16 protein-coding genes are annotated in these 26,397 nt (G+C 59.5%); 9 read left to right on the top strand and 7 right to left on the bottom strand.

What is annotated here, in order from left to right:
• Positions 1–15 precede the first annotated feature (15 nt).
• The 3 genes from recC to recD are packed head-to-tail and all read left to right on the top strand — an operon-like array spanning position 16 to position 9,319.
• Complete coding sequence (recC, locus tag RGU44_RS23070) at positions 16–3,501, top strand: exodeoxyribonuclease V subunit gamma (RefSeq protein ID WP_322278107.1); 3,486 nt, start codon at positions 16–18, stop codon at positions 3,499–3,501.
• Positions 3,498–7,223 (top strand): exodeoxyribonuclease V subunit beta, encoded by a 3,726-nt coding sequence (gene recB, locus RGU44_RS23075; protein WP_322278109.1) that lies wholly within the window; start codon positions 3,498–3,500, stop codon positions 7,221–7,223. The genes recC and recB overlap by 4 nt, the downstream gene beginning before the upstream one ends.
• The gene (recD, locus tag RGU44_RS23080; protein ID WP_322278111.1) at positions 7,220–9,319 is read left to right on the top strand and encodes an exodeoxyribonuclease V subunit alpha; all 2,100 of its coding nucleotides are present in this window, start codon (positions 7,220–7,222) and stop codon (positions 9,317–9,319) included. Before recB ends, recD begins: the two co-directional genes overlap by 4 nt.
• Here the strand turns inward: recD and RGU44_RS23085 are convergent.
• From RGU44_RS23085 to RGU44_RS23105, 5 genes are all read right to left on the bottom strand, one after another.
• The gene (locus tag RGU44_RS23085; RefSeq protein ID WP_322278113.1) at positions 9,314–10,828 is read right to left on the bottom strand and encodes an amino acid ABC transporter permease/ATP-binding protein; all 1,515 of its coding nucleotides are present in this window, start codon (positions 10,826–10,828) and stop codon (positions 9,314–9,316) included. The two genes, recD and RGU44_RS23085, sit on opposite strands and share 6 nt — an antisense overlap.
• Positions 10,829–10,882: 54 nt before the next feature.
• Complete coding sequence (locus tag RGU44_RS23090; RefSeq protein ID WP_322278116.1) at positions 10,883–11,686, bottom strand: ABC transporter substrate-binding protein; 804 nt, start codon at positions 11,684–11,686, stop codon at positions 10,883–10,885.
• A gap of 63 nt (positions 11,687–11,749) precedes the next feature.
• Positions 11,750–12,817, bottom strand: coding sequence for an isopenicillin N synthase family dioxygenase (locus tag RGU44_RS23095; protein WP_322278119.1), 1,068 nt, complete (start codon positions 12,815–12,817; stop codon positions 11,750–11,752).
• Positions 12,818–12,832: 15 nt separating this feature from the next.
• On the bottom strand, positions 12,833–13,684 hold the full coding sequence (locus RGU44_RS23100) for a sugar phosphate isomerase/epimerase family protein (protein ID WP_322278121.1): 852 nt from the start codon (positions 13,682–13,684) through the stop codon (positions 12,833–12,835).
• Between the two features lie 290 nt (positions 13,685–13,974).
• The gene (locus tag RGU44_RS23105; protein ID WP_322278494.1) at positions 13,975–14,937 is read right to left on the bottom strand and encodes a LysR family transcriptional regulator; all 963 of its coding nucleotides are present in this window, start codon (positions 14,935–14,937) and stop codon (positions 13,975–13,977) included.
• 180 nt (positions 14,938–15,117) lie between these two features.
• Between RGU44_RS23105 and RGU44_RS23110 the strand changes: the two genes are divergently transcribed.
• The 6 genes from RGU44_RS23110 to RGU44_RS23135 all read left to right on the top strand — a co-directional run bounded on the left by RGU44_RS23110 (position 15,118) and on the right by RGU44_RS23135 (position 25,001).
• On the top strand, positions 15,118–16,446 hold the full coding sequence (locus tag RGU44_RS23110; protein WP_322278123.1) for an MFS transporter: 1,329 nt from the start codon (positions 15,118–15,120) through the stop codon (positions 16,444–16,446).
• A 63-nt stretch (positions 16,447–16,509) separates the two neighbouring features.
• On the top strand, positions 16,510–18,048 hold the full coding sequence (locus tag RGU44_RS23115; RefSeq protein ID WP_322278125.1) for a CoA-acylating methylmalonate-semialdehyde dehydrogenase: 1,539 nt from the start codon (positions 16,510–16,512) through the stop codon (positions 18,046–18,048).
• A 22-nt stretch (positions 18,049–18,070) separates the two neighbouring features.
• Positions 18,071–18,958 (top strand): 3-hydroxyisobutyrate dehydrogenase, encoded by an 888-nt coding sequence (mmsB, locus tag RGU44_RS23120; RefSeq protein WP_322278127.1) that lies wholly within the window; start codon positions 18,071–18,073, stop codon positions 18,956–18,958.
• 399 nt (positions 18,959–19,357) lie between these two features.
• Positions 19,358–20,725, top strand: coding sequence for an efflux transporter outer membrane subunit (locus tag RGU44_RS23125; RefSeq protein ID WP_322278129.1), 1,368 nt, complete (start codon positions 19,358–19,360; stop codon positions 20,723–20,725).
• The gene (locus RGU44_RS23130) at positions 20,722–21,927 is read left to right on the top strand and encodes an efflux RND transporter periplasmic adaptor subunit (protein ID WP_322278132.1); all 1,206 of its coding nucleotides are present in this window, start codon (positions 20,722–20,724) and stop codon (positions 21,925–21,927) included. Before RGU44_RS23125 ends, RGU44_RS23130 begins: the two co-directional genes overlap by 4 nt.
• Positions 21,924–25,001, top strand: a complete 3,078-nt coding sequence (locus RGU44_RS23135) for an efflux RND transporter permease subunit (protein WP_322278134.1) — start codon at positions 21,924–21,926, stop codon at positions 24,999–25,001. Before RGU44_RS23130 ends, RGU44_RS23135 begins: the two co-directional genes overlap by 4 nt.
• A gap of 44 nt (positions 25,002–25,045) precedes the next feature.
• Here RGU44_RS23135 and RGU44_RS23140 read toward each other — a convergent pair whose 3' ends face one another.
• Positions 25,046–25,687 carry a DUF1109 domain-containing protein gene (locus tag RGU44_RS23140; RefSeq protein WP_322278136.1) on the bottom strand — a complete coding sequence of 214 codons (642 nt, stop codon included), beginning with the start codon at positions 25,685–25,687 and terminating at the stop codon, positions 25,046–25,048.
• Positions 25,684–26,256 (bottom strand): sigma-70 family RNA polymerase sigma factor, encoded by a 573-nt coding sequence (locus RGU44_RS23145; RefSeq protein ID WP_322278138.1) that lies wholly within the window; start codon positions 26,254–26,256, stop codon positions 25,684–25,686. Before RGU44_RS23145 ends, RGU44_RS23140 begins: the two co-directional genes overlap by 4 nt.
• Positions 26,257–26,397 lie beyond the last annotated feature (141 nt).

The following is a 26,397-nucleotide window of genomic DNA, read 5'->3' on the forward strand; positions in this document are numbered from 1 at the left end:
GTCAAGGAAGCAGCTATGCCGGTTACACCAACGCTCACTGCTGGATTCATGGTGGTTCATGGCAACCGACTGGATGAGTTGCGCAGCCTTGTCGTTTCCTGGATGCGGCGTTATCCGCTGGCGCCCCTGGAGAATGAGATTGCGTTGGTGCAAAGCAACGGCATCGCTCAATGGTTGAAACTGGCGTTGGCTGAGGACTCTCAGGACGACGATCAGGGTGGATGCGGAATTGCAGCCGCAGTGGATGTGCAACTCCCCGGTAGTTTCATGTGGCAGCTGTACCGAGTGGTGTTGGGACGTGATGAAATTCCAGCGACTTCGCTGTTGGACAAGGCCCCTCTTACTTGGCGTTTGATGCGCCTGCTTCCTGCGTTGATTGACCAGCCGCATTTCGAGCCTCTGCAACGCTTCCTCACTAACGACACCGATCTACGCAAGCGCTATCAGCTGTCTGAGCGACTCGCGGACCTGTTTGACCAGTACCAGGTATACCGGGCTGACTGGCTCGAAGACTGGGCTGCCGGCCATCATCAATTGCGCAATGGCCGAGGTGAGAGCAAAGCTCTGACACCGGCCAATTGCTGGCAGGCAGAGTTATGGCGTGCGCTACTGCTGGACGTCGGTGTCGAAGACATGGCGCAAAGTCGCGCGGGCGTTCACCAGCGTTTTATCGAGCGTATCAATAGCCTGACCGAGGCACCTGCGGGCCTCCCTTCGCGGGTCATTGTGTTTGGCATCTCTTCGCTACCGGCACAAGCGCTCGAAGCCTTGGCCGGTCTGGCAAAATTCAGTCAGGTGCTGCTCTGTGTGCACAACCCGTGTCGGCACCATTGGGCAGACATCGTCGCCGATAAAGACCTGTTACGGCATCAATATAAGCGTCAGGCGCGTAAAGCCGGAATGCCCGTTGTGCTGGATCCCGAAGCGCTGCACCAGCATGCACATCCGCTGCTCGCCGCGTGGGGCAAACAAGGTCGTGACTACATCAATTTGCTGGACAGTTATGACGAGCCCAACAGCTACCGGGCAGCGTTCAGAGACGGACGTATCGATCTGTTCAGTGAGAGCGAACCTCACACGATATTGAACCAGCTACAGGACGACATTCTCGAACTGCGCCCACTCAGCGAGACCCGCGATCTGTGGCCAGCGGTCGATCCTGGCAAAGACCGTTCGATCCGTTTCCATGTAGCGCACAGCGCGCAGCGGGAAGTGGAAATCCTTCATGATCAATTACTCGCCCGTTTCAGCGCTGACCCTGATCTGCGCCCGCGCGATGTGATCGTCATGGTCCCCGACATCGATAGCTATGCCCCGCACATCCGTGCTGTGTTCGGCCAGCTCGAGCGTGATGATCGACGTTTCATTCCGTTCACTCTGGCGGACCAGGGTCAGCGCGGCCGTGAGCCGTTGTTGATTGCAGTCGAACATCTACTGAAGATCCCGGACAGTCGATTCCCGGTCAGTGAAATCCTTGACCTGCTGGACGTCCCGGCGCTGCGTGCAAGGTTTGGCGTCGAAGAGCGTGACCTTGCGACGCTGCATCGCTGGATTGAAGGGGCAGGTGTTCGTTGGGGCTTGAACGCCAAGCAGCGCGCGGGCCTGGGTTTGCCTGATGAACTGGAGCAGAACAGCTGGCATTTCGGCCTGCGTCGCATGCTGCTGGGTTACGCCGTTGGGGCGGGTGCCTCCTATTACGGCATTGAACCGTACGATGAGATTGGCGGGCTTGATGCCGCGCTGATTGGCCCACTGGTCTCACTGATCGATGCCCTACAGGTCGCTCATAGTGAGCTCTCGCTCCCGGCGCCGCCTCACGTTTGGGGCGCGCGCCTGCAAGCCCTGATGCACGTGTTCTTCGCGGCCGACAGTGAGCATGACGACTACCTGCTTGGCCAACTTGAGCAACTGCGTGAAACCTGGCTGGAAACGTGTGAAGCGGTTGGCTTGCTCGACGAACTTCCCCTGACCGTCGTCCGCGAAGCCTGGTTGGCCGGCCTTGACCAAGGACGTCTGTCTCAGCGATTTCTGGCAGGCTCGGTTAACTTTTGCACCCTGATGCCCATGCGGGCAATCCCCTTCAAACTGGTCTGCCTGTTGGGCATGAACGATGGCGATTACCCACGGGCACAACCGCCGCTGGACTTCGATTTGATGGGCAGCGACTACCGTCCCGGTGATCGCTCCCGGCGTGAAGATGATCGTTACTTGCTGCTTGAAGCGCTGCTCTCTGCCCGCGATCAGCTATACATCAGTTGGGTCGGGCGCAGCATCCGCGACAACAGCGAACGTCCGGCGTCGGTGCTGATTGGTCAACTTCGCGATCATCTCGCCAGCGGTTGGAAGCCGGTCGGCGCGGCAGAGCCAGAAGACACGGAGAAACGTAATCCCGGCGAACAGTTGCTCCACAAGCTGACCCTCGAACACCCCTTGCAGCCGTTCAGTGCACAGTATTTCCATGACGGCAGCGGTTTCTTCAGCTTTGCTCGCGAATGGCAGATGCTGCATGAGTCGAACATCCCGGCTGTCGAAGCGCCAGCACTGTCGGAGCATCAGCAGGAGGAGCCGCTGAGCCTCGCGCAATTACAAGATTTTTTGCGCAATCCCGTCCGGCACTTCTTCAGCCAGCGATTGAAGATTTTCTTCGAAGTGGCCGAAGCGCCCCTCGCGGATGAAGAACCCTTCGTGCTCGATGCCCTTGAGCGATACAGCCTGAGTGAAAGCCTGCTTGAAGCAGCATTGGCTCGACCCGAGCAGATCGACGACGCCTTGCTGTCCCAAGCCCGACGACTGCAAGGCAGTGGGTTGCTGCCCATGGCCGGTTTTGGTGCGAGTCTGCAAGAGGAGCTGATCGAGCCGTTACCTGACCTGCTCCAGCGTTATCACGACCTGCTGAGCCAGTGGCCCGAACCGCTGAACAGTGCATTGCCTGTCAGCTTTGCTCACCAGCAGGTGAGTCTGGACGGCTGGCTCAGCGGGCTGCATAAAAACAGCAGCGGTGGGTTGTTGGCCGTGACCGCAATTCCGAACGCCATTGGCTCGAAGAGAACCCGCAAGTGGCATCGATTGACGCGGCCTTGGGTTATTCACCTGGTGGCCTGCGCGTGTGGTCTATCGCTGAGCACGGCGTTGGTCGCCAGCGATGAAACCCTGTTGCTGGACCCGCTGGAAAAAGACGCTGCGGCGACTGCGCTTAATCATCTGTTGATGGCCTGGCAAACCGGTATGCAGCGACCACTGCCCGTGGCCGTAAAAACCGCGTTTGCCTGGCTCGGTCAGAGTGACGAAGCGAAGGCAGAGGCAGCAGCCTGTAAGGCTTACGAAGGCGATGGTCAGACCACCAATGGTGAGCGTCGCGAAAGCACGGCGCTGGCCCGTCAGTTCCCGGACTTTGCAGCACTGATCGGCAGCGAAGAATTTGTGGGTTGGTGTGACGCGCTGTATCGACCGTTATTCGAAGCCTCCTGGCAATCCCTGTCCACTGCGGAGGCCAGCGCATGAACCTCAATCAAACAGAACAGCCGACCCAACAACAGACGGCATCCCTGGCCCTGCGCTTCCCTCTTCACGGAAGCCAGTTGATCGAGGCCAGCGCCGGCACCGGCAAGACCTTCACCATTTCTGCGTTGTACCTGCGCCTGGTCCTCGGCCATGGCGGCGAATCGGGTTTCGGCCGCGAGTTACTGCCGCCGCAAATTCTGGTGGTGACCTTCACCGATGCCGCCACCAAAGAACTGCGCGACCGTATTCGCACGCGCTTGGCGGAAGCTGCACGGTTCTTTCGTGATGAGATGGCTGCACCCGATGATCTGATCGCGGAGTTACGCGATCAGTACAGCGCTGAGCAATGGCCCGGGTGCGCCAATCGCCTGGATATTGCAGCACAGTGGATGGATGAGGCTGCGGTGTCGACTATCCACAGTTGGTGTCAGCGCATGCTGCGCGAGCACGCCTTCGACAGTGGCAGCCTGTTCACCCAGACCCTGGAAACCGATCACAGCGAATTGCTCAGTGAAGTGCTGCGCGATTACTGGCGCCGGTTTTGCTATCCCATGAACGGTGATGCGCTGAAGTGGGTGCGCGCTCATTGGGGCAGTCCTGCGGCATTGCTGCCGAGGGTTCGAGCCCTGTTCGGCAACGCTGGCGACGGCGAAAGAGGCAATACAACCCAAGAGCCTGCCGAGCTGATCGCGGCGACATTGCAGCAACGTCGCGAAGCGTTGCAGGCCCTGAAAGCCCCTTGGGTCGATTGGGCCGCCGAGCTACAGGTGATCTGCATTGACGCTGTCACACGCAAGGCCGTCGATGGTCGCAAGATGCAGGAGCGCTATTTCAAACCGTGGTTCGAAAAGCTCACCGCATGGGCGGCTGACGAGGATCAGGAAGAACTCGATCTGGGCACTGGCTTCACTCGCCTTACGCCAGATGGTTTTGCCGAAGCGTGGAAGGGCGACGCACCATCGCACCCGGCGCTCGAAGCGATGCTTGAACTCAAGGCCAGTCTCGACACCCTACCCACGCCCGATGCTGCAGTGCTTGAACACGCCGCGCAATGGGTAGGCACGCGCTTCGAAGAAGAGAAGCGTCGGCGGGCGGAAATGGGTTTCGACGACATGCTGCTCAGGCTCGATGCGGCATTGGGCAGCGCCGGGGGCGAGCGTCTGGCGACCTTGATTCGTGAACAGTTCCCCGTCGCTCTGATCGATGAGTTCCAGGACACCGACCCCGTGCAGTACCGGATTTTCGAGCGCATCTACCGACTCGAAGAGAACAGCCGCGAGACCGGGCTGTTCCTGATCGGCGACCCCAAGCAGGCGATTTATGCGTTCCGTGGCGCTGACATCTACACCTACCTGCGCGCGCGCTCTGCCACCACTGGGCGCTGGCACACGCTGGATAAAAACTTTCGCTCCAGCCACGCCATGGTCGAGGCCGTCAATCATGTATTCGAACGCGCCGAGCAACGTGAGCAGGGGCGTGGCGCCTTTCTGTTCCGTGACGGCGCTGACAATCAGGTGCCGTTCGGACCTGCCAAATCCCAAGGGCGCAAAGAACTGTTCCAGGTCAATGGTCATGCCCCCGCCGCGCTGAATGTCTGGCAGCTGGAAAGTGATCAGCCGGTCTCCGGTGCGACCTATCGACAACAGCTGGCCGCCAGTTGTGCCAGCGAAATCGTGCGCCTGCTCAATGAAGGCCAGCAAGGTCTCACCGGGTTCGGCCTGCCGGGTAAAGCGCTGCGCGGTTTACTGCCCGCCGATATCGCGATCCTGGTGCGCGACGGTAAAGAGGCGCAGGCCGTGCGCGGAGAGCTGTCGGCCCGTGGTGTGCGCAGTGTTTATCTGTCGGACAAGGATTCGGTGTTCGCCGCCCAGGAAGCCCACGACGTCCTGAGCTGGCTCAAAGCCTGCGCCGAACCGGACTCCGAACGCACCCTGCGCGCCGCCTTGGCCTGCATCACTCTGAACCTGTCACTGGCCGAGCTTGAGCGTCTGAATCAGGACGAATTGGCGTGGGAAGCACGCGTCATGCAGTTCCGTGGTTATCGTGCGATCTGGCGCAGCCAAGGTGTGCTGCCGATGCTGAGACGCTTGTTGCACGACTTTCAATTGCCGCAGGCGTTGATCAGCCGCAACGACGGCGAGCGCGTGCTGACCAACTTGCTGCACTTGTCTGAACTGCTGCAACAAGCCGCTGCCGAACTGGATGGCGAACAAGCACTGATTCGCCATCTAGGCGAGCATCTGGCGTTGTCCGGTCAGGCCGGTGAAGAACAGATCCTGCGCCTGGAAAGCGACGAGCAATTGGTCAAAGTGGTGACCATCCACAAGTCCAAAGGCCTGCAATACCCGTTGGTGTTCCTGCCGTTCATCTGCTCCTCAAAACCGGTGGATGGCAGCCGTTTGCCGTTGCACTTTCATGATGCGGACGGAAGGGCACAGATCAGTCTGAAGCCCACGGCGGCCTTGATCGAACAAGCAGATAACGAGCGTCTCGCAGAAGATTTACGCCTGCTCTACGTCGCCCTCACACGAGCAGAATTCGTCTGCTGGTTGGGTGTGGCGGACCTCAAGCGTGGCAACGCTAACAGCTCGACGCTGCACCGCTCTGCGCTGGGTTATTTGCTGGGTGGCGGGACGCCGTTGACCGAATCCGCAGGGCTGAGCCAATGGCTGCACCAACTGAAAGAACACTGCACGGCCCTCAGCGTCGAAGCCATGCCTGCGCCGACGAACATCACGTTCAGTCCGCCGCGCAACGAAGCCGTATTGCTTAAACCACGCCTGCCAAAACGCCGCGCGGCCGAAAACTGGTGGATTGCGTCTTACAGCGCCTTGCGTATTGGCGACACCCTCACCGCAGGCAGCGACGAATCCCCGGACAGCCCGCAGGCGCAAAAACTGTTCGACGACGAACGACTCGATCCCGATGCACCTCGCGAGGTGCTGGTCAGTGGTGGCGACATCCATCGGTTCCCGCGCGGACCTAATCCCGGGACCTTTCTGCACGGCTTGCTGGAGTGGGCCGGGCGTGAAGGTTTTGCCGCAGCGGCAGCCGACCCGGTCAAGCTGGAAAAAGCCATCGGCAGCCGCTGCAATCGGCGTGGCTGGCAGGGCTGGATTCCGACGCTCACCGACTGGATGACGCACTTGCTCAATGTGCCGTTGTGTCTGGAGGCTAATGACCAGCCTATGTCGCTGGGGCAGTTGGGTCAGTATCAGGTCGAAATGGAGTTCTGGTTCGCCTGTCACAAGGTCGACGTGGCACGGATGGATGCGCTGGTTCGGCGCTACACCCATGACGGCGCGCCGCGAGCACCGGCGGAAGCGGCATCGCTCAACGGCATGTTCAAAGGGTTTATCGACCTGACGTTCGAGCACCAGGGTCGTTATTACGTGGCTGACTACAAGTCCAACTGGCTGGGCGTTGATGAAGAGGCCTACACCGAGCAAGCGATGACCGCCTCGATTCTGGACAACCGTTACGACCTGCAATACGTGCTGTACCTGTTGGCCCTGCACCGCCAGCTCAAGGCGCGTCTGCCTGACTACGATTACGACCGGCATATGGGCGGCGCGCTGTACCTGTTCCTGCGCGGCACCCGTGCGCCGAGTCAGGGCGCCTACTTCACCCGTCCGCCGCGTGAGCTGATCGAGCGTCTGGATCGACTGTTTCAAGGCAAGTCGTTGCCCCAGGAAGATGTGCTGTCAGGAGAGCCCGCATGAGTCGTTCATTCGCTGAACTGTTGCCCACACCGCTGGATGCACAAAGCCTGGCCGAGCTGACGCCGCTGAGTCGTGTCGACGATCTGCTGCTGTTGCTTGAACGCTGGGTCGAACGTGGCTGGCTGCGGGCGCTGGATCGGGCCTTTGTCGCGTTCCTCAGTGAACTGGACCCGCAGGCGGATTCGCTGGTGCTGCTGGCAGCGGCCTTGACCAGCCATCAACTGGGTCATGGGCACGTCTGCCTGGACCTGCATGAAACACTGAAGGAGCCGGACTTCGCCCTGTCGTTGCCACCTGAGGGCGATCTGCAGTCAGGTCCGATGCTGTTGCCCTCGCAATTGCTGGTGGCGCTGGACGGTGGCGCCTGGTGTCAGGCGTTGGCTGGCAGTGCCTTGGTGGCGCAGGCCGATGATCACAGCGAGGCCGCTGCGCACAGGCCATTGGTGCTGTCGGGTCGGCGTCTGTATTTGCGTCGTTACTGGAGCTACGAAAGACGTATCGCCGCTGCATTGCGTCAGCGTCTGGCGCAACAGGAAGCCGCACCCACAGATCTGGCGCAACGACTCGATGCGTTGTTCGGCAAGGCCAATCCGGCTCCTGATGCGCTGATCGACTGGCAAAAGCTGGCGTGCGCGCTGGCGACACGCGGCGCCTTCAGCATCATCACGGGTGGTCCTGGTACCGGTAAAACCACGACTGTGGTGCGGCTGTTGGCGTTGTTGCAGGCGCCTGCCGTGGAGAGCGGCCAGCCGTTGCGCATTCGTCTGGCGGCACCCACCGGTAAAGCGGCTACGCGGTTGACCGAGTCCATCAGTCATCAAGTCCAGTCCCTTGAAGTGGCTGAAAACGTGCGGCAAAAAATCCCCAGCGACGTGACCACCGTGCACCGTCTGCTGGGCAGCCGTCCGGGCACTCGTCATTTCCGCCATCACGCGGGTAATCCGCTACCGCTGGACGTGTTGGTGGTCGATGAGGCTTCCATGATCGACCTGGAAATGATGGCCAATCTACTGGCTGCGTTGCCGGCCCATGCGCGCCTGATTTTGCTTGGTGACAAAGACCAGTTGGCCTCGGTGGAAGCCGGTGCCGTGTTGGGTGATTTGTGCCGCGATGCGGAGGCGGGCCTCTACAGCCCGCAAACCCAAGCCTGGCTGCAAGCGGTCAGCGGCGAAGACCTGGGCAAAAGCGGACTGCAGCAAGGTGACGCCACGCAATTCCCGTTGGCCCAACAAGTGGTGATGCTGCGCCATTCCCGGCGTTTTGTGCAGGGCAGCGGTATCGGCCAGTTGGCCCGGCTGGTCAATCAACAACAGGCCGAAGACGCACGGGCATTGCTAGCCGCGCGCAGCCACAATGACTTGTTCGCACTGGCGCTCAAGGGTGAGCAGGACCGCTCGCTGGAGCGCTTGCTGCTGGAGGGGTTGGGACAGGGCACCGAAGGCCCGCAAGGTTATCGGCATTATCTGGGTGTGCTGGCCGATCAGCGGCCAGCCGCAGGGGCCGCGCTTGAAGATCCATGCTGGACACTCTGGGCGCGTTCGGTGCTGGAAGCGTTCGATTCGTTCCAGTTGCTGTGCGCGGTGCGGAAAGGCCCGTGGGGTGTTGAAGGGCTGAATCAACGCATCACTCAGGCGCTGTTCAACGCGGGCCTGATCGAAAGCGACCAGCACTGGTATGAAGGTCGTCCGGTATTGATGACGCGCAATGATTACGGGTTGGGCTTGATGAACGGCGACATCGGCATCGCCCTGCGCTTGCCTGAACGCAGCACCGAGGAGGCGGGACGCCAGGTGCTGCGCGTCGCGTTTCCGCGCAATGACGGCAGTGGCGGCGTGCGTTTCGTGCTGCCCAGCCGGCTCAACGATGTTGAAACCGTGTACGCGATGACCGTACACAAATCTCAAGGCTCGGAGTTCGCCCACACCGCGCTGATCCTGCCTGAGTCCTTGAATCCGGTACTGACCAAAGAGCTAATCTACACCGGCATCACGCGGGCCAAGCACTGGTTCAGCCTGATCGAGCCGCGCCAGGGCATTTTCGACGAGGCGCTCAGGCGCAAGGTCAAGCGCCTGAGCGGTTTGATGCTGGGGTTATAGCGGATGTAACCCCATAAACCGCCTGACCCGCTCACCCGCGTCATGCGCCCTGATCACTTGCGGCGTGGCGTCGACCTGGATGAGCCCGTCCTCCATAAAAATTATCCGGTCGGAGATCGACAGGGCAAAGTCCATTTCGTGGGTGACGATGAGCATGGTCATGCCCTCTTTGGCCAGGTCGCGGATGACGTTGAGCACGTCGCCCACCAACTCTGGATCAAGGGCGGAGGTGGGTTCGTCGAACAGCATGATCTGCGGGTCCATCGCCAAGGCACGAGCAATGGCGACGCGCTGTTGTTGACCGCCAGACAGCTGATGCGGGTATTTGTGGGCGTGGGCCAGCAGGCCGACTTTGTCCAGCAGTGCATAGGCGCGCTGTTCGCTCGGTGGCTGTTCGCGGCCGTGGTAGAACGGTGCGAGGGTGATGTTGTCGACGATGGTGCGGTGCGGGAACAGGTTGAAACTCTGAAAAACCATACCGATGCGCTGCACGCCGTAACGGATCTGGGCGCTGTTAAGGTTGTCGCCGGCATGGATGAAGCTTTCGCCGAACAGGATGATCTCGCCCTGATCAATGCTCTCCAGGCTGTTGATGGTGCGGATCAGTGAGGTCTTGCCCGAGCCGGACGGGCCGATGATGGAAATCACCTGGCCGGCGTTCACGTCCAGATCGATGCCTTTGAGCACGTCATGCTGACCATAACTTTTGTGGATGTTATGCAGCTGTAGCGCGGGTGCGGCACCGATGCCGTTTTGCGGACGGACGACGCTGGATGTCGGTATCAGGCTGGCGCGCAATTGAGCGACGCCGGCCGCGTCGAGGGTTTGTGGCGTGCGGTTGTTCAATTCCAGGTGTTGCTCAAGCCGCTGCAGCAACCAGCCGAACAGGCTGACGATCAACACGTAGTACACCGCCACGGCTGACAGGGTTTCCATCACCAGAAAGTTCTGCGCGTAGAGGCGCTGGCCGACAGTCAGCAGCTCGGTCAGCGAGATGACCGAGACCAGTGACGTCAGTTTCACTACGGTGATGTATTCGTTGATCAGGGTTGGCAGGGAAATCCGAAAAGCTTGTGGGATCACGATCAGCCGTTGCATGCCAATCAGACCAATACCCAGTGCCCGACCGGCTTCCTTCTGCCCTTTGGCGACTGAAATCAGGCCGCCACGATGAATCTCCGCCATGTACGCCGCCTCGGTCACCACCAAGGCGAACAAGCCGGAATAGAAGGGGTTGGACAGCACTTCGCGGGTGAACGGAAACAGTTGGGGCAGGTTGTAGACGAACACCACCAACACCAGCAGCGGGATGCTGCGAAAGAACCAGATATAAATCGACGCGGGCACACTCAACCAGCGTGAGGTCGAGAGTTTGGCCGAGGCCAGCAGAAAACCGAGCAGCATGCCGATGAACCAGGCCAAGGCACTGAGCTCGATCACCGTGATGCAGGCTTCCCAGAAATCCGACACGGAGAACAGAGAAAAAAAGTACGACCATTCAAATTGCATGTACACCTCAAGCTGCCGGCCTCACAGGGGGCCGGCAGGTCACACAGGGAAAAATCAGTGGGTGGGTTCTTCTAGGTTGTATTTCTTCAACAGGGCCGCGTATTCGCCGCTTTTCTTGCTGTCGTCGAAGGCTTTAAGCAACGCCTGATACAGCGCTTCGTTACCCTTTTTGACGAAGATGCCCAGGGTCTGTTGATAGATGGAATGCTCGGTGCTGACCACCACACGGCCTTTGGTGCGCTCGGCGATCATGCCGGCCGCGCCATCGATTTCAACCTGAGTCTGGACGTTGCCGGACAGCAGCGCCTGGGTCACTTCCGGTGCTGACGGAAATTCGCTGACCGCGATGACGCCTTTGTTGTTCGGCACGCAGTAGTCAGTGGACAGCTTGTTGAACTGCGCCACCCAGGTCGTGCCTTTTTCCAGGCCGACTTTCAGGCCGCACAGGTCTTCCGGGGTTTTCGGTTTCAGCGGGCTGTCCTTGAGCACCATGATCGCAGCGCCGGTTTTGGCGTAGGGGATGGTTTGGGCCTGGGTTTGGCGCTCAGGGGTGATGTACATCCCGGAGATGATCGCATCGTAGTGGCCGGAGTTGAGGCCAAGGATCAGGCTCGGAAACTTGGTGTCGACGAATTCGGTCTTGAGGTCCATGTGCCTGGCCAGCAGTTTGGCCAGCTCGGGGTCGGAGCCAACCACGTTCTTGTCTTTGTCATAGGACTCGAACGGCGGGTAAGTAATCTCCATACCCACCTTGAACTGCCCCGGCGTCACCGTTGTAGCGGCGTGGGCCAGGGTGGCGCCAAACACGGCGGCGGCAAGTACGGTCAAGCGAACAGCGGTGTTGTTTTTGTTGCGCATCGTCGGTGACTCCACAGTAGAAAAAAGGCGACATGGGTTAACGGGATCGTGACAGGACTGCATTTAGGGAGCGTCCGGGGTCTGGTTTTTCAGGTGCCCGAAGCTCGACGGTTTGCGGGCTTTTTCCGGCAGTGCTATCTCGCCGTTTTCTACCCGTTTGCGCAGGTATTGGTAGGTCTGCAGGGCCTGGCCGAACATGTGTTCACCGATGGCGATTTCCTCGTAGTCTTTGCCGGCCTGAGCGAAGCTGGGCAGCGGCTTGATCTGGGTGTGGAAGTCGCAGGCGTAGAACAGCGGGAAGGAGTAACGCTCCTCACTCACCGTTCTGACCCGATGAGCCGTAGCAACGAACGTACCAGCGGTCATGACCTCGAGCATGTCGCCGATGTTGACCACAAAGGCGCCCTCAATGGGCGGCGCATCGATCCACAGGCCCAGATCGTTCATGACTTCCAGACCCGGCTTGTCGGCAAGCAATATTGTGAAGCACTCGTAATCGGTGTGTGCACCAATACCGGGCGCGTCCTGCGCAGCGTCGTCGAACGGGTAATGGATCAGCCGCAGCTTGGACGGTGGGCGCGTGACCATCGCGTCGAAGTAGTCTTCTTCCAGGCCCAATGCCAGGGCGAAGCCACCGAACAGCCTGCGGCCAAGGGCGAAAATTGCGGCGTAATAGGCTTGCACCGACGTTTTGAAACCGGGCAGCAGCGGCCACTCGTTGGGCCCCAGCAGCGGCGTATTGGCCAGCACCAACGGGTCATCGGCGGGTACTTCGAAGCCGATGTCGAAGGCTTCTTTATGGTCGGGCTTGCCCTTGGCGTAAACCTCTTCACCTTCGGGCACGAAGCCTTTATGGGTCTTTGAGGTGCCAATGTAGTGCTGCATCTTGGTGTCGAAGGGCTGGTCGAAAAAATCCTTGGCCGCTTGATACAGGCCAGTGATCAGCTGCGCGTCGATGCCGTGGTTTTTGATGTACAGAAAACCGACCTCGCGGGCGGCAGCACCTAGCGCTGCGGCGACGGCCTGACGCTGAGCGACGTCGGTGCTGAACAACCCGGCAATGTCCACCACGGGGATGCTGCTGAAGTTGGCCGCGACCGAGGGTGCCGAGGTTTGGGAGAGATCAGGCATAACGAAAACGCTCCTTCAAAGACAAGTCGATTGAGTGAAACGCTGGAAGTGCTCGCGCTCGGTCTGGCCCATCCACACGTTCAGCGACCACAGATCGGCCACGGGCACGTTGGTGAAGGGCAGGTGATGCAAGTAACCGTCGGCGCCGAATTCCGGGGTCAGAGTGCTAACCTGATAGCCGCGTCTTTTTTGCGAGTGCCAGATCGCTTCCCAATGCTGCTGATGGAAGGCCAGCTCCTTGGCGTATTCCGGCGCGGCCGGGTGCGGGACCTGTGGGCCCTGGTCATAGCCGACCCGGGCTTGAATGTGATGCACGCGATCAACGAACGCGCTGAGGTCGTCCTCGGGGTCGTTGAGCAGGCGCTCGCAGGTGACGATCCAATGGCTGATGTCGCTGGTGAACAACAGATCAGGCAGTTGGCGGATCAGTTCGAGGGTAATCCACGGATTGAACAGCGAGCGCGAGCGATGGGTTTCGAAGCTGCACACTTGACCGTGTTTGCGTGCCAGTTCCAGCGCCCGACCGAAAAAGTCGACCTGCTGTGGCAACTGCCAGCGGTCATTGCCGGCGAGCACATTGACGAAGCGCGGCGACAGTTCGGCGGCCCAGGCGAGTTTTTTGTCCAGGTCGACCAAGTGTTCAGTGACTGGTGCCGCCTGCTCGGGCAAGACGTTGTAGGCGGTGAAAACGGTGCTGATATAGCCGAGTTGGTTGGCCCTTAGAAACGCCGAGAACTCTGCACGCTCGCTGGCTTCCAGCGGCAGACGCGCTTCCATACCGTCGAAGCCAGCATCCAGCAGCTCTTCCAGCGCCTGGGTTTTGCTCGCGGTATAGCCCCAGAGTGTGCGGAAAATATCCAGTTTCATTGATGACCTCAAAGATTCCTCGGGCTACGGCACAGCGCGACGACGGCATAAGCCGGGTCGGCAACGATGGGCAGTAGCGAAGGGGTAATCTTTAGGCCGAATCTCTGGGTATCCGGTCCCTTGGTGGAATGGATCTTAGGGGTGGCGCGGGAGTGGGAAGAATAGGAAAGCTCAAATCCATAGTTCAGAGATTTCTAAACTATCTAGACACAGATCAACTGTAGGAGTGGGCTTGCCCGCGATCCGCCGTGAGCCCGGCTTATCGCGGGCAAGCCCGCTCCTACACAGGGTTAGTGTTCACCCGGCTGGTCTGCAAACAGCATTTTCTTCGTTTCACCCAGTAAAAGCTGGCTGTTTTTCTCGGTCACCGCCCGGATGTAATCCCACAACAGGGTAATCCGCTTGAGCTTGCGCAGGTCTTCGCGGCAGTACATCCAGAATTGTCGTGTGATCTTCACTTCGCTTTCCAGAACGGGCAGCAGGCGCGGGTCTTGTGCTGCCAGGAAGCACGGCAGGATCGCCAGTGACCGACCTTGCAGCGCCGCTACGTACTGGGCAATGACGCTGGTGCTGCGCAGATGCGCGTTGGCGCCGGGGAGTAAATTGCTTAGATAAAGCAGCTCCGAGCTGAAGGCCAGGTCGTCGACGTAACTGATGAACTGATGGTCAGCCAGGTCTGCGCTGCGCCGGATCGGTGGATGGCGGTCGAGGTATTCCTGGGTGGCATATAGGCGCAGGCTGTAGTCGCACAGCTTGCAGCAGACATACGGTCCATGTTCGGGGCGCTCCAGGGCGATGACGATGTCGGCTTCGCGCTTGGACAGGCTGATGAAGTGTGGCAGCGGCAGGATATCCACCGAAATAGCCGGGTACGCGTCGAGAAAGTGCGTCAGCTGTGGCGTGATGAAAAAGCTGCCAAACCCTTCGGTGCAACCCATGCGTACATGGCCGGACAGGGCCACTCCCGAGCCTGACACCTGCTCGCAGGCCAGGTGCAGCGTGCTTTCGATCGACTCGGCATAACCGAGCAGGCGCTGGCCTTCGGGCGTCAGGATAAAACCGGTAGTGCGCGATTTCTCGAACAGTAATGTCCCCAGCGATCCCTCCAGCGAATTGATCCGTCGGGACACCGTCGTGTAGTCCACCGCCAGGCGCTTGGCCGCAGTGCTGGCTTTGCGGGTGCGGGCGACCTCAAGGAAAAACTTCAGGTCGTCCCAATTGAGGAGGTTCAAGGACGTGATGTTTTTTTGCATATTGATCCGGCTTTTATGAGCGTTCTTATTAGAAGTTTGCACATCTATACTCCAAAACACGCCCATGACCAACTTCTTGATCAGCGGCTCAGGAGCAAGACCCGCAAGGCCGCGAGCCACATCCCAGGCAACACCCACCTGCCATAACACCCTGCACAAAAATAATAAGCGGAGGAGTTTATGAAGAACGCTACAACGGCGGACGCTGGCGCAATCGGTGCCAACCCTGCGAAAAAGGCCAAACCTTATCGGCTTGCCGGTATGGCGAGCATGGCCGGTACGACCATCGAGTGGTACGACTTTTTCCTCTATGGCACGGCTGCCGCGCTCATCTTCAACAAGATTTTCTTTCCCGCCCTGGACCCTATCAGCGGTGTGTTGGCAGCTTTCGCTACCTATGCCGTGGGCTTTCTCGGCCGGCCATTGGGCGGCGTGATTTTCGGCCACTTCGGCGACCGTATCGGGCGTAAGTCGATGCTGTTACTGACGCTGCTGATGATGGGGATACCGACCATCATCATCGGCCTGATCCCCACCTATGATCAGATCGGCTACTGGGCCGCATTGATTCTGGTGCTCATGCGCTTTCTCCAGGGCATGGCGGTGGGCGGCGAGTGGGGCGGGGCGGTGTTGATGGCCGTTGAGCATGCGCCTGAAGGCAAGAAAGGCTTTTACGGCAGCTTGCCGCAAACCGGTGTGGGTGCCGGTCTGGTGCTGGCATCGCTGGCCATGGGCCTGGTTGCCAAATTGCCTGAAGCGGACATGCTCAGCTGGGGTTGGCGCCTGCCGTTCATCGCCAGCATCGTGCTGCTCGGCGTCGGCTGGGTGATTCGTCTGAAAGTTCCGGAATCACCCGACTTCGAAAAAATGAAAAAGCAGAATATCGCGGTCAAGATCCCGCTGTTTCAGGTGCTGCGCAATCATCCGCGCGAAACCCTGACCATCATCGGCGCCCGAACGGCAGAAAATGCCTGGTTCTATATGTCGGTGACGTTCGCCCTGGCCTACGCGGCCAACCAGTTGCAGATTCCGCGTGGCGATGTGCTCAACGCCATCACTGCTGGCGCGGCCCTATCACTGATCACCATGCCACTCTGCGGGCACCTGTCCGACAAGGTCGGGCAACGTCGCTTGTACTTCGCCGGGCTATTACTGCTTTGCGCATTCGTCTACCCGTTCTTCGCCATGCTCGAAACACGCGAGCCACTGTTGGTCTGGTGGGCCATGGTGCTGGCGGTCGGCGTGGTGTTTCCGATTCTGTATGCGCCTGAATCGCTGTTGTTCGCCCGGCAATTCCCGGCAGAAATTCGTTACAGCGGCATCTCTGTGTCGGTGCAACTGGCCGGCGTGCTGGGAGGTGGTTTCGCACCGATGATCGCCACCAAATTGTTGGCCTACTCTGATGGTAGCCCTCATTACGTCATCGTTTATCTGATCGGCATGGGCGTGGTGGCATTGTTCTGCACCGCCCTGATGAAACCAGACCCGGCACGGCACAGAACCTTATAGCCGCCGCATGCTTTGACTTTTTTTGCCGCCCGCATCGGGCCGCTCGAATCCAGGAGAACTCCAATGAACGCTTCGCTCAATCCTTCCATCAATAAAAACGGCACCGCCGTGGCTCGCGTCAAACTGCTGATCGGTGGTGAGTGGGTCGATTCTCAGACCAACGAATGGCACGACATCGTTAATCCGGCAACTCAGGAAGTGCTGGCGCAAGTTCCCTTCGCCACCGAGTCTGAATTGAATGCTGCGGTTGCGGCCGCCGAGCAAGCCTTCAAGACCTGGCGCTTGACCCCCATTGGTGCGCGGATGCGCATCATGCTCAAGCTCCAGGCGTTGATCCGCGAACATTCGAAACGCATCGCTGTGGTGTTGAGTGCAGAACAGGGCAAGACCATCGCCGATGCGGAAGGCGACATCTTCCGTGGTCTGGAAGTGGTCGAACACGCGTGCTCCATCGGTACTTTGCAGATGGGCGAGTTCGCTGAAAACGTCGCGGGCGGTGTTGATACCTACACCCTGCGTCAACCGATCGGCGTTTGCGCCGGGATCACGCCTTTCAACTTTCCGGCAATGATTCCACTGTGGATGTTCCCGATGGCCATCGCCTGCGGTAACACCTTCGTCCTCAAACCGTCGGAACAAGACCCGCTGTCGACTATGCTGTTGGTGGAACTGGCCGTCGAGGCGGGCGTACCAGCCGGTGTGCTTAACGTGGTCCACGGCGGCAAGCAAGTGGTGGACGGGATCTGCACCCACAAAGCCATCAAGGCCGTGTCCTTCGTCGGTTCGACCGCAGTGGGTACTCACGTTTACAACCTTGCTGGTCAACACGGCAAACGCGTGCAATCAATGATGGGCGCGAAAAACCACGCCGTGGTGCTGCCCGATGCTAATCGCGAGCAGACCCTGAATGCGTTGGTCGGTGCCGGCTTCGGTGCCGCCGGTCAGCGCTGCATGGCGACGTCTGTGGTGGTGTTGGTGGGCGCGGCAAAACAATGGCTGCCAGACCTCAAGGTTCTGGCGCAGAAACTCAAGGTCAATGCCGGTAGCGAAGCCGGTACTGATGTCGGTCCGGTGATTTCCAAGCGGGCCAAGGAACGTGTGTTGGGCCTGATCGAAAGCGGTGTTCGCGAAGGCGCCAAGCTGGAACTGGATGGCCGTGATGTCTCGGTACCCGGGTTTGAAGACGGTAACTTCATTGGCCCAACCTTGTTCTCGGGTGTGACCACCGAAATGCAGATCTACACCCAGGAAATCTTCGGCCCGGTACTGGTCGTGCTGGAAGTCGACACCCTCGATCAGGCGATTGCCCTGGTCAACGCCAACCCGTACGGCAACGGCACAGGCCTGTTTACCCAAAGTGGTGCAGCGGCGCGCAAATTCCAGAGTGAGATCGATGTGGGCCAAGTGGGTATCAACATTCCGATCCCTGTACCTGTCCCATCCTTCAGCTTCACTGGCTCGCGTGGTTCGAAACTGGGTGATCTGGGTCCGTACGGCAAGCAAGTGGTGCAGTTCTACACCCAGACTAAAACCGTCACCAGCCGCTGGTTCGACGACGACAGCGTGAACGATGGCGTGAACACCACGATCAACCTGCGCTAAGTCGCCTGACAGGAGAACGATTATGAAAATTGCATTCATCGGCCTCGGCAACATGGGCGCGCCCATGGCCCGCAATTTGATCAAGGCCGGTCATCAGCTGAACCTGTTTGACCTCAACCAGACAGTGCTGGCCGAGCTCGCCGCACTGGGTGGTCACATCAGCGCCTCGCCCAAGGACGCGGCGAAGGGCAGTGAGCTGGTCATCACCATGCTGCCGGCTGCAGCGCATGTGCGCAGCGTGTACCTGAATGAAGATGGCGTATTGGCCGGCATCGCCCGAGGGGTGCCCGCAGTGGATTGCAGCACGATCGATCCACAGACGATCCGTGATGTCGCGGCGACTGCGGCCAAACAAGGCGTGGTGCTGGGTGATGCCCCTGTTTCAGGTGGCACCGGCGGTGCGCAAGCCGGGACCCTGACCTTCATGGTTGGCGCCAGCGCAGAGCACTTCGAAGTACTGAAACCGGTATTGGCGCAGATGGGCAAGAACATCGTCCACTGCGGTGACGTCGGCACCGGGCAGATCGCCAAGATCTGCAACAACATGCTGCTGGGGATTTCCATGATCGGCGTGGCCGAAGCCATGGCTCTGGGCAATTCGCTGGGGATCGATACTGGCGTTCTGGCCGGTATCATCAACAGTTCCACTGGGCGTTGCTGGAGTTCCGAGGTCTATAACCCATGGCCGGGTATCGTCGAAACCGCGCCAGCGTCACGCGGTTATACCGGTGGCTTCGGGGCGGAGCTGATGCTCAAGGACCTGGGCTTGGCGACCGAAGCCGCGCGGGTCGCCCATCAGCCGGTGATTCTCGGCGCGGTGGCTCAACAGCTGTATCAGGCGATGAGCCTGCGTGGCGAAGGTGGCAAGGATTTCTCGGCGATTATCGAGTCGTATCGCAAGGCTGAGTAAAGCGGCAAGCCTGATAGCCACCGGCCCGCTCGTTGAACGTCTCAACGAGCGGGCTGAGGGTATTGATGGCGCAAGATCCATTCACCTTCGTGTCGAATGACGTCACCCCATCAAATCACCCCATCAAATCGATCTGACAACCCGGTTCAGCATCCTGCGCGCTCAAAGTCATGTTGTGCGGATGGGCTACTTAAACAATTGTTTAAGTACAGAGGACCGCTCTGACAGTCGTCGTTCGCTATCTTCGTGCCATTCGTGGGTTATGCCACAAGGGTTAACGGAGACAATCAGCACATGCCAGCCGCAACACTACCGTCGGCGCTCACGCAGCGTTTATCTCCAGGGCGAACGATCAGATCAGGACGGGCAGTCCGGTCCCTGGTGTTCACTGGATGGCTGATGCTCGGGGGATGTTCTCTGGTGCCTTCCTACAGCCAGCCCGACGTGCCGCTCGCCCTTGCGTGGACGGGGGCGCAGGGGGGCGCTGAGGCGCCAGCGTCAGGTGGGCTGTGGTGGAAAGAGTTTCACAGTCAGGAACTCGACGGGCTGATCGCCAAGGGGCTGAGCGAAAACTATACGCTCAAGGCCGCCATGAGCCGGATCGATGAAGCGCGGGGCCTTGCACAGGTAGCGGGGGCTGCGCAGTACCCGCTGCTGTCCCTCGGCGGTAATGTTCAGCGCCAGGATAATTACGGGACCACCGCAAAACGCAGCGTGTTTGCCGATGCCACCTACGAGGTTGATTTCTGGGGCAAATCGCGGGCGGCGGCTGATTCTTCCACCGCGCTGGCGAATGCGAGTGTGTTCGACGCCCAGACGCTTCGAATGACCTTGGGCGCGACCATAGCTACCACGTATTTTCAGGTGCTGTCGCTGGATGATCGACTGCGCCTTGCTCAATCGATCGCCGACGATGCGCAGCAGGTGCTTGAACTGGTTGAGGTCCAGGCCAGCCAAGGCGTGGTTTCCAACCTTGAGGTAGAACAGCAACGCAATGCCTTGCAGACGTTTCAGGCTGCGATGCCGCCATTGCGTCAGCAGCGCGATCAGGCGTTGTATCAGCTTGCGGTATTGGTGGGTGTCCCACCGCAAGGTTTCCAGGTTAATCAAACCGGCTTGCAAGACCTTGCGATTCCGCACCCGGCTATGGGATTGCCCATCGGCCTGTTGCGGCAACGCCCGGACGTGCAAGCAGCGGAGGCTCGGTTGAAATCGGCCAACTTCGATGTAGGTGTCGCACGGGCGGCGTTTCTTCCCAATATTTCGCTGGATCTGATGGGGGGTGTCGACACTCTCGCGGGCGGCGGCATCTGGAGTGCCATCGGCACGCTGGCCCAGCCGGTGTTCGCGGGCGGCCGGCTCACAGGTCAATTGAATGTCGATCAGGCCCATGCTCAGGAGTTGACCGCCAGTTACCGGGAGTCAGTGATTGAGGCTCTGCAAGATGTGGAGACGCAGCTCAGCGCCGCGCATCAGCTTGATCAGACCTACAGGCTTAATCAGGCCGCAGTCACTTCCGCGCGTGAAGCCGCCAGGCTGGCTCAGGTCCGTTATCGGCTGGGCTCCACCGACTTCCAGACACTGCTCATTGTCGAGTGCACCCAATACCAGGCCGAAGACAGTCTGTTGCAGGTCCGCTTGCAGCATTTGCAGGCTGCAGTCGGCCTGTTTCGGGCGTTGGGGGGGGACTTCACGCCCGCAACCATTACCGCCTATTCGAAAACCTCAGTGTTTTCTTCACCCACCGTTAAGGCCGACCATCCATGAACTTCATGCCATCCGCTTTGCCTACACGTTGGCGTTTTCCTGGGCTGGTCATCGTGATGATCGTCGTGATTTTACTGGCTCGTTTCGCGTGGGCGGGGCGAACCCAGGCCGCGCCGATTGGCCAACAGGATTCCGCAGTCCCTGTACTCATGCAGCAAGTCCAGCAACAGGACCTGCCTATATGGCTCGAAGCAATCGGTAACGTGCAGCCGCTCAACAGCGTAAACGTGCGGGTTCGGGTCGATGGTGAGTTGCAGAAGGTGCTGTTCGCCGAGGGCCAGATGGTCACCGAGGGCAGTCAACTGGCGCAGATCGACCCCCGGGTCTATCAGGCCCAGGTAGCGCAGGCAGTGGCCTTGGTGGCCAAGGATCAGGCGCAACTGGCGAACCTGCGTGTCAATCTTGATCGGGCCATCAAGCTGGCGCAGGCCAAGGCGGGACCTACGCAGGATGTGGACACCTTCCGCGCTCAACTGGCGGCCCAGCAGGCCACCGTTCAAGCGGATCAGGCGGTGCTCGATAACGCCCGGCTGCAGTTGAGCTTTACCCACGTCATGGCGCCGCTGACTGGGCGCACCGGCCAACGCTTACTGGACGTTGGCTCAATTGCGCATGGCGCGGAGGCCAGCGGGCTGGTCACCATTACCCAGATGAATCCGATTTCTGTGGCCTTTTCTGTCTCCCAGGACGACCTGCCCGAAATACTCGAGGAGAACGGTCGACAGGCATTGCAAGTGGTGGCTGTAACGCGGGACGGTAAAAAGCAGATCGCGACCGGTCATCTCAGTTTCATCGACAGTCAGGTGTCGGCGGCCAGTGGGCAGATCCAGCTCAAGGCCGAGTTCGACAATGCTCAAAGCCAATTGTGGCCTGGTCAATTGGTCAGCGCGCGGTTGCTCTTGCACACCCAGCGCGGTGCCACGGTGGTGCCAGCTACCGCTGTTCAGCAAGGTCAGAAAGGTTCGTTCGTGTACGTCGTCAATGCTGATCAACGGGTGGAGCCACGTCAGGTGGATGCCTCGTCGGTAGTGGCCGATCAACAATGGATTCGCCAAGGTCTGGCTCTCGGTGAAACCGTCGTCGTGCAGGGGCAGTCGCGTATCGCACCGGGTATTCGGGTCGCGGCGATCAAGTCCGAAGCAAGCGCCGCACAAACACTGGCTGAATCGCAATCGACCGCCGTTATAGAGGTTCCTCGATGAACGCACTGTCGAGCTTGATCCCGCGTCGCGTAGGTCTGAGCCTGTTGGCGGTGGGGGTGATGCTGCTGGGGAGCTTCGCGTACTTCCAGTTGCCCGTGGCCCCACTGCCGACCGTGGATTTCCCGACCATTCAAGTCACTGCGAAATTGTCCGGGGCCAGTGCCGAAACCATGGCGACGTCGGTGGCGACCCCGCTGGAGAGAGCGTTTTCGGCGATACCACAGGTCACTTCGATGACCTCCACCAGCGCGGCGGGCAAAACCCAGGTCGTGCTGCAATTCGACCTGTCCCGCGATATTGATGGTGCTGCTCAGGACGTGCAGTCGGCGATCAATACTGCCAGTGCCACGCTTCCAAAAACCATGACCAGCACGCCGACGTTCAACAAGGTCAACCCTGCGGAGTTCACGGTGTTGTCGTTGGCCCTTACCTCACCGACCCGCACCTTGCCCGAGCTGGACCGCTATGCCGATAACTACCTGGCCCAGCAGCTGTCGCAGCTGCCTGGGGTCGGCATGGTGGATTTTCATGGCGAACAAAAACCTGCCGTGCGTATCCAGATCGACCCGGACGCGTTGGCCGCTCGCGGTCTGACACTGGAAGATGTGCGCAGTGTGATCGGCCTGAGTACCCTCGACCAGCCCAAAGGCAGCCTTGATGGCCAGTACCGTTCGATCACCCTTGGCGCCACTGACCAATTGCTTGATCCCAAGGGCTATCGTGATCAGGTCGTGGCCTACAAAAGCGGTGTGCCCATCAAGCTGGGCGACCTGGGTAAGGTCATCGATGGTGCCGAAGACACCCGGCAAGCAGCGGCCATCGGTGGACAGCCGACTATCATTGTCGACATCCATAAACAGCCTGGTTTCAACGTTCTGTCGACGATTAAGACGATTAAATCACGGCTGCCGGAGCTGACCGCTTCATTGCCTCGCGATGTTCAGGTTCAAGTGGTGGGCGACCGTACGCAGACCATCGAAGCGTCGGTTAACGACGTTCAGTTCACCCTGATGCTCTCTATTGCACTGGTTGTCGTGGTCATTTTCGTTTTTCTGCGCAAAGCGACCGCAACGCTGATTCCGAGTCTGACGATTCCGTTGTCGTTGGTGGCGACTTTCGCGGTGATGTACCTGCTCGGCTACAGCCTCGATAACCTGTCGATCATGGGACTGGCGATTGCCGTGGGGTTTGTGGTCGACGATGCCATCGTGGTCATGGAAAACATTGTCCGCCATCTGGAGATGGGAAAGTCCCGAATGCAGGCAGCGGTGGATGGGCTGCGTGAAGTGGCGTTCACCATTGTCTCGATGACGGTGTCGCTGATTGCCGTGTTCTTGCCAATTCTGCTGATGGGCGGCATCGTCGGGCGGCTCATGCGTGAGTTTGCGGTGACCGTCAGTGTGGCCATTTTAATGTCGTGCATTGTGTCGCTGACAATCACCCCGATGCTCTGCGCCTGGTTACTCAAGCACGAGGAGGAATCCCGTCCAGGGCGCTTCTCGCAGGGCTGTGAAAACGCATTTACCGGCATCCTGAATGGGTATCGCCGCAGCCTTGACTGGGTGCTCGACCATCAACGCTTGACCCTGGCGGTCGCGATGGCGACGTTCGTGGCGACGGCGGCATTGTATGTCTACATACCCAAGGGCTTTTTCCCGCAACAGGACAATGGCTTGATTCAGGGCGTGGCTGAAGCTGCACCGGATATTTCGCCCAAGGCGATGCGTGATCAGGTTGCTCTTCTCGCGAATATCGTCGGCCAGGACCCGGCCGTGGCCAAGGTCTATTTCTGGATCGGACCGAACCCTACGATCAGCCAGGGCAAGGTGATGATCAACCTCAAACCCTTCAGCGATCGCACCACGTCTGCCCAGCAGGTGATCGCCCGGTTACAGCCGCAGCTCGACAAAGTCCCCGGGATCAAACTGTTCATGCAAGCCAACCAGGACATACAAGTCGGCGGGCGGGCCAGCAAGACGCAGTATCAATACACCCTTCAGGACCCGGACAGTGTTGAACTGGATCATTGGAGCGGGGTGCTTTTGGAAAAGCTCAAGGGTTTGCCGCAGCTACAACATGTCACCTCCGATCAACAGCACGCGGCGACACAGGCAACCCTAGTGATCGATCGGGCAACGGCGGCTCGGATGGGGGTCTCGGTACAGTCCATCGACGACGTGTTGTATGACGCCTTCGGCCAGCGTCAGGTGGCGACGATGTTCACGCAACTGGACCAGAATCAGGTCATCCTGGAGATCGATCCGCGCTGGCAGTTGTCCATTGCGACACTGGGTCATCTGTACGTCCGTTCGAGTTCTGGCACGTTGGTGCCGTTGAACCTGCTGTCCGACATCAAGAACGAACTGATGCCGATTATCATCAACCATCAAGGTGTGTTCCCGGCGATCACGCTGTCGTTCGACCTGGCACCGGGACACGCCTTGAGCGAGGCCGTTACCGCGATTCAGCAAGCATCGCTGGCGGTGGCGTTGCCTGACAGTGTTGTGGGTAGTTTTCAGGGGACCGCTCAGGCATTTCAAGACTCACTAAAGTCCCAGCCATGGCTGATTCTTGCGGCGATCCTGACCGTTTATATCGTGCTGGGCGTCCTGTACGAAAGCGCGATCCATCCGCTGACGATTATCTCCACGCTGCCATCGGCGGGTTTCGGGGCGCTGTTGGCGTTGATTATGTGCGGACAAGACCTGTCGGTGCTCGGGATGATTGGCATCATTCTGCTGATTGGCATCGTCAAGAAGAACGCGATCATGATCGTCGACTTTACGCTGGCGGCAGAAGCGCAGGGCTTGTCGCCTCGCGAGGCCGTACGTGAGGGTTGTCTGCTACGCCTAAGACCGATCCTGATGACCTCGCTGGCCGCATTGCTGGGTGCAGTGCCGTTGGCGTTCGGTCATGGCGCCGGTTCTGAATTACGGCAGCCACTGGGTATCGCCATCGTCGGCGGTCTGGCGGTCTCACAACTGTTGACGTTGTACACCACACCGGTGGTTTACCTCTGGTTCAACCGTTTTCGAACGCGTCCGGAGGTCGTTCCCGCACTCGTCAACGTCTGAATGTATCTAACGTGCTGGATAAGCCCGCACGGTGAATGCGTTGGTTACCAGCGCAGACAGCGTGGCCCCAATGCTGCGCCGATGACTGTTGGCAGTAACATGCCAAGCGTGTACCAGACACCCCAGAACGGCACTCCCGTCTCGGGACAATGAAGGCAATAGACGAGGGTCGCCATCGATCCCGCGAGCAAGCCACCACAGGCACCGGTCAATGCCAAACGGGTCGGTGCAAGGCCTCTCAGCGCCCAGAACACCGCGATGAATCCGGGGATCGAGAGCAGCATGATATTCAGCACACACACTCGCCAGGTTTTGCCGAGCAGCATGGAGACCCGTGTGCCGGGCGTCGCGACGGCCAGCACATAAACCCCGCTCAACCAGACCGCGGCGACTGCAGCGCTGACCAGTAACCCGCCGTATCCGCTGCTCATGCCCGGTCTGCCCAAGCGGGTTACCATCAACAGCGCCCCGATCGCCAGACTCAGCGGGAAGGCGGTTTTTGCCCAGAAAGTTGCGGTTACTGATACTTGGGCGAGGTCTGCGCGCACACCCAGGGTCGAAACCAGTAGCAGGCCCGCACCGAGCACTCCAATCAGGACTGCGATGCCGAAGCGCTTGGCAAGCGCCCACCGGTCTATTGGTGTGACGCCAGCGGCGAGCAGTGAAACAAGATCATCAGTTTTCATCGTGTGCCTCGGATCTTTGCCGCCAGGGCTTTGAGCCCGCGGTGTACGCCAATCTTTACCGCTGACTCGGACAATCCCGTCATCTGAGCTGTTTCTGCGACCGACCAACCTTCGAGTTTCACGTGCATGATGGGTAGGCGCTGACGGTCGGGTAACTGCTCAAGCAGTTTGTCCAGGTCGCGGCTAGCCTGCGCAGGCTCTAGATGTGACTCGGCAAGCAGCTCCATCGCATCGTCGATGGAGTCATTGAATACGTCGTGACGCGAACGTGCCCGGAAAAGATCCGTGAGTTTATAACGCGCAATGGCGAAAACCCAGGCGGTCAAAGGCTGCTCGCCCCGGTATGTCTGGCGTCCGTTATGCACGGCCAGCAATACCTCTTGCAGCAAATCTTCGATTTCGCCCGGCTGGCGCTGAAGCCTGGCCCTGAGAAAGCCGCGTAGATGCGTGCTCAATTCAGAAAGAAACGTCCGGTAGGCCGTTTCATCACCCCTCAGTCCTGCGAGGAACAGCGCTTGAAGATATATTTCGCGGCTGCGTAACGACTCGTTATGTGTAGTTCGGTCCATCGCTCGCTCTGGTTACACAATAGGTGAATTATTTTTTAGCACGGCCTTCCGCTGGCCATCTCGCAGCGAGCGGGGATCGAAACTGCTGTGAGCGTTGATTACGCCAAAACCGCAAACATTCTTGCCGGGGTTGACGGAGCA

Origin of the sequence: Pseudomonas sp. 5C2, from assembly GCF_034314155.1 — a bacterium.
In the GTDB taxonomy this organism is placed as follows: Bacteria; Pseudomonadota; Gammaproteobacteria; order Pseudomonadales; family Pseudomonadaceae; genus Aquipseudomonas.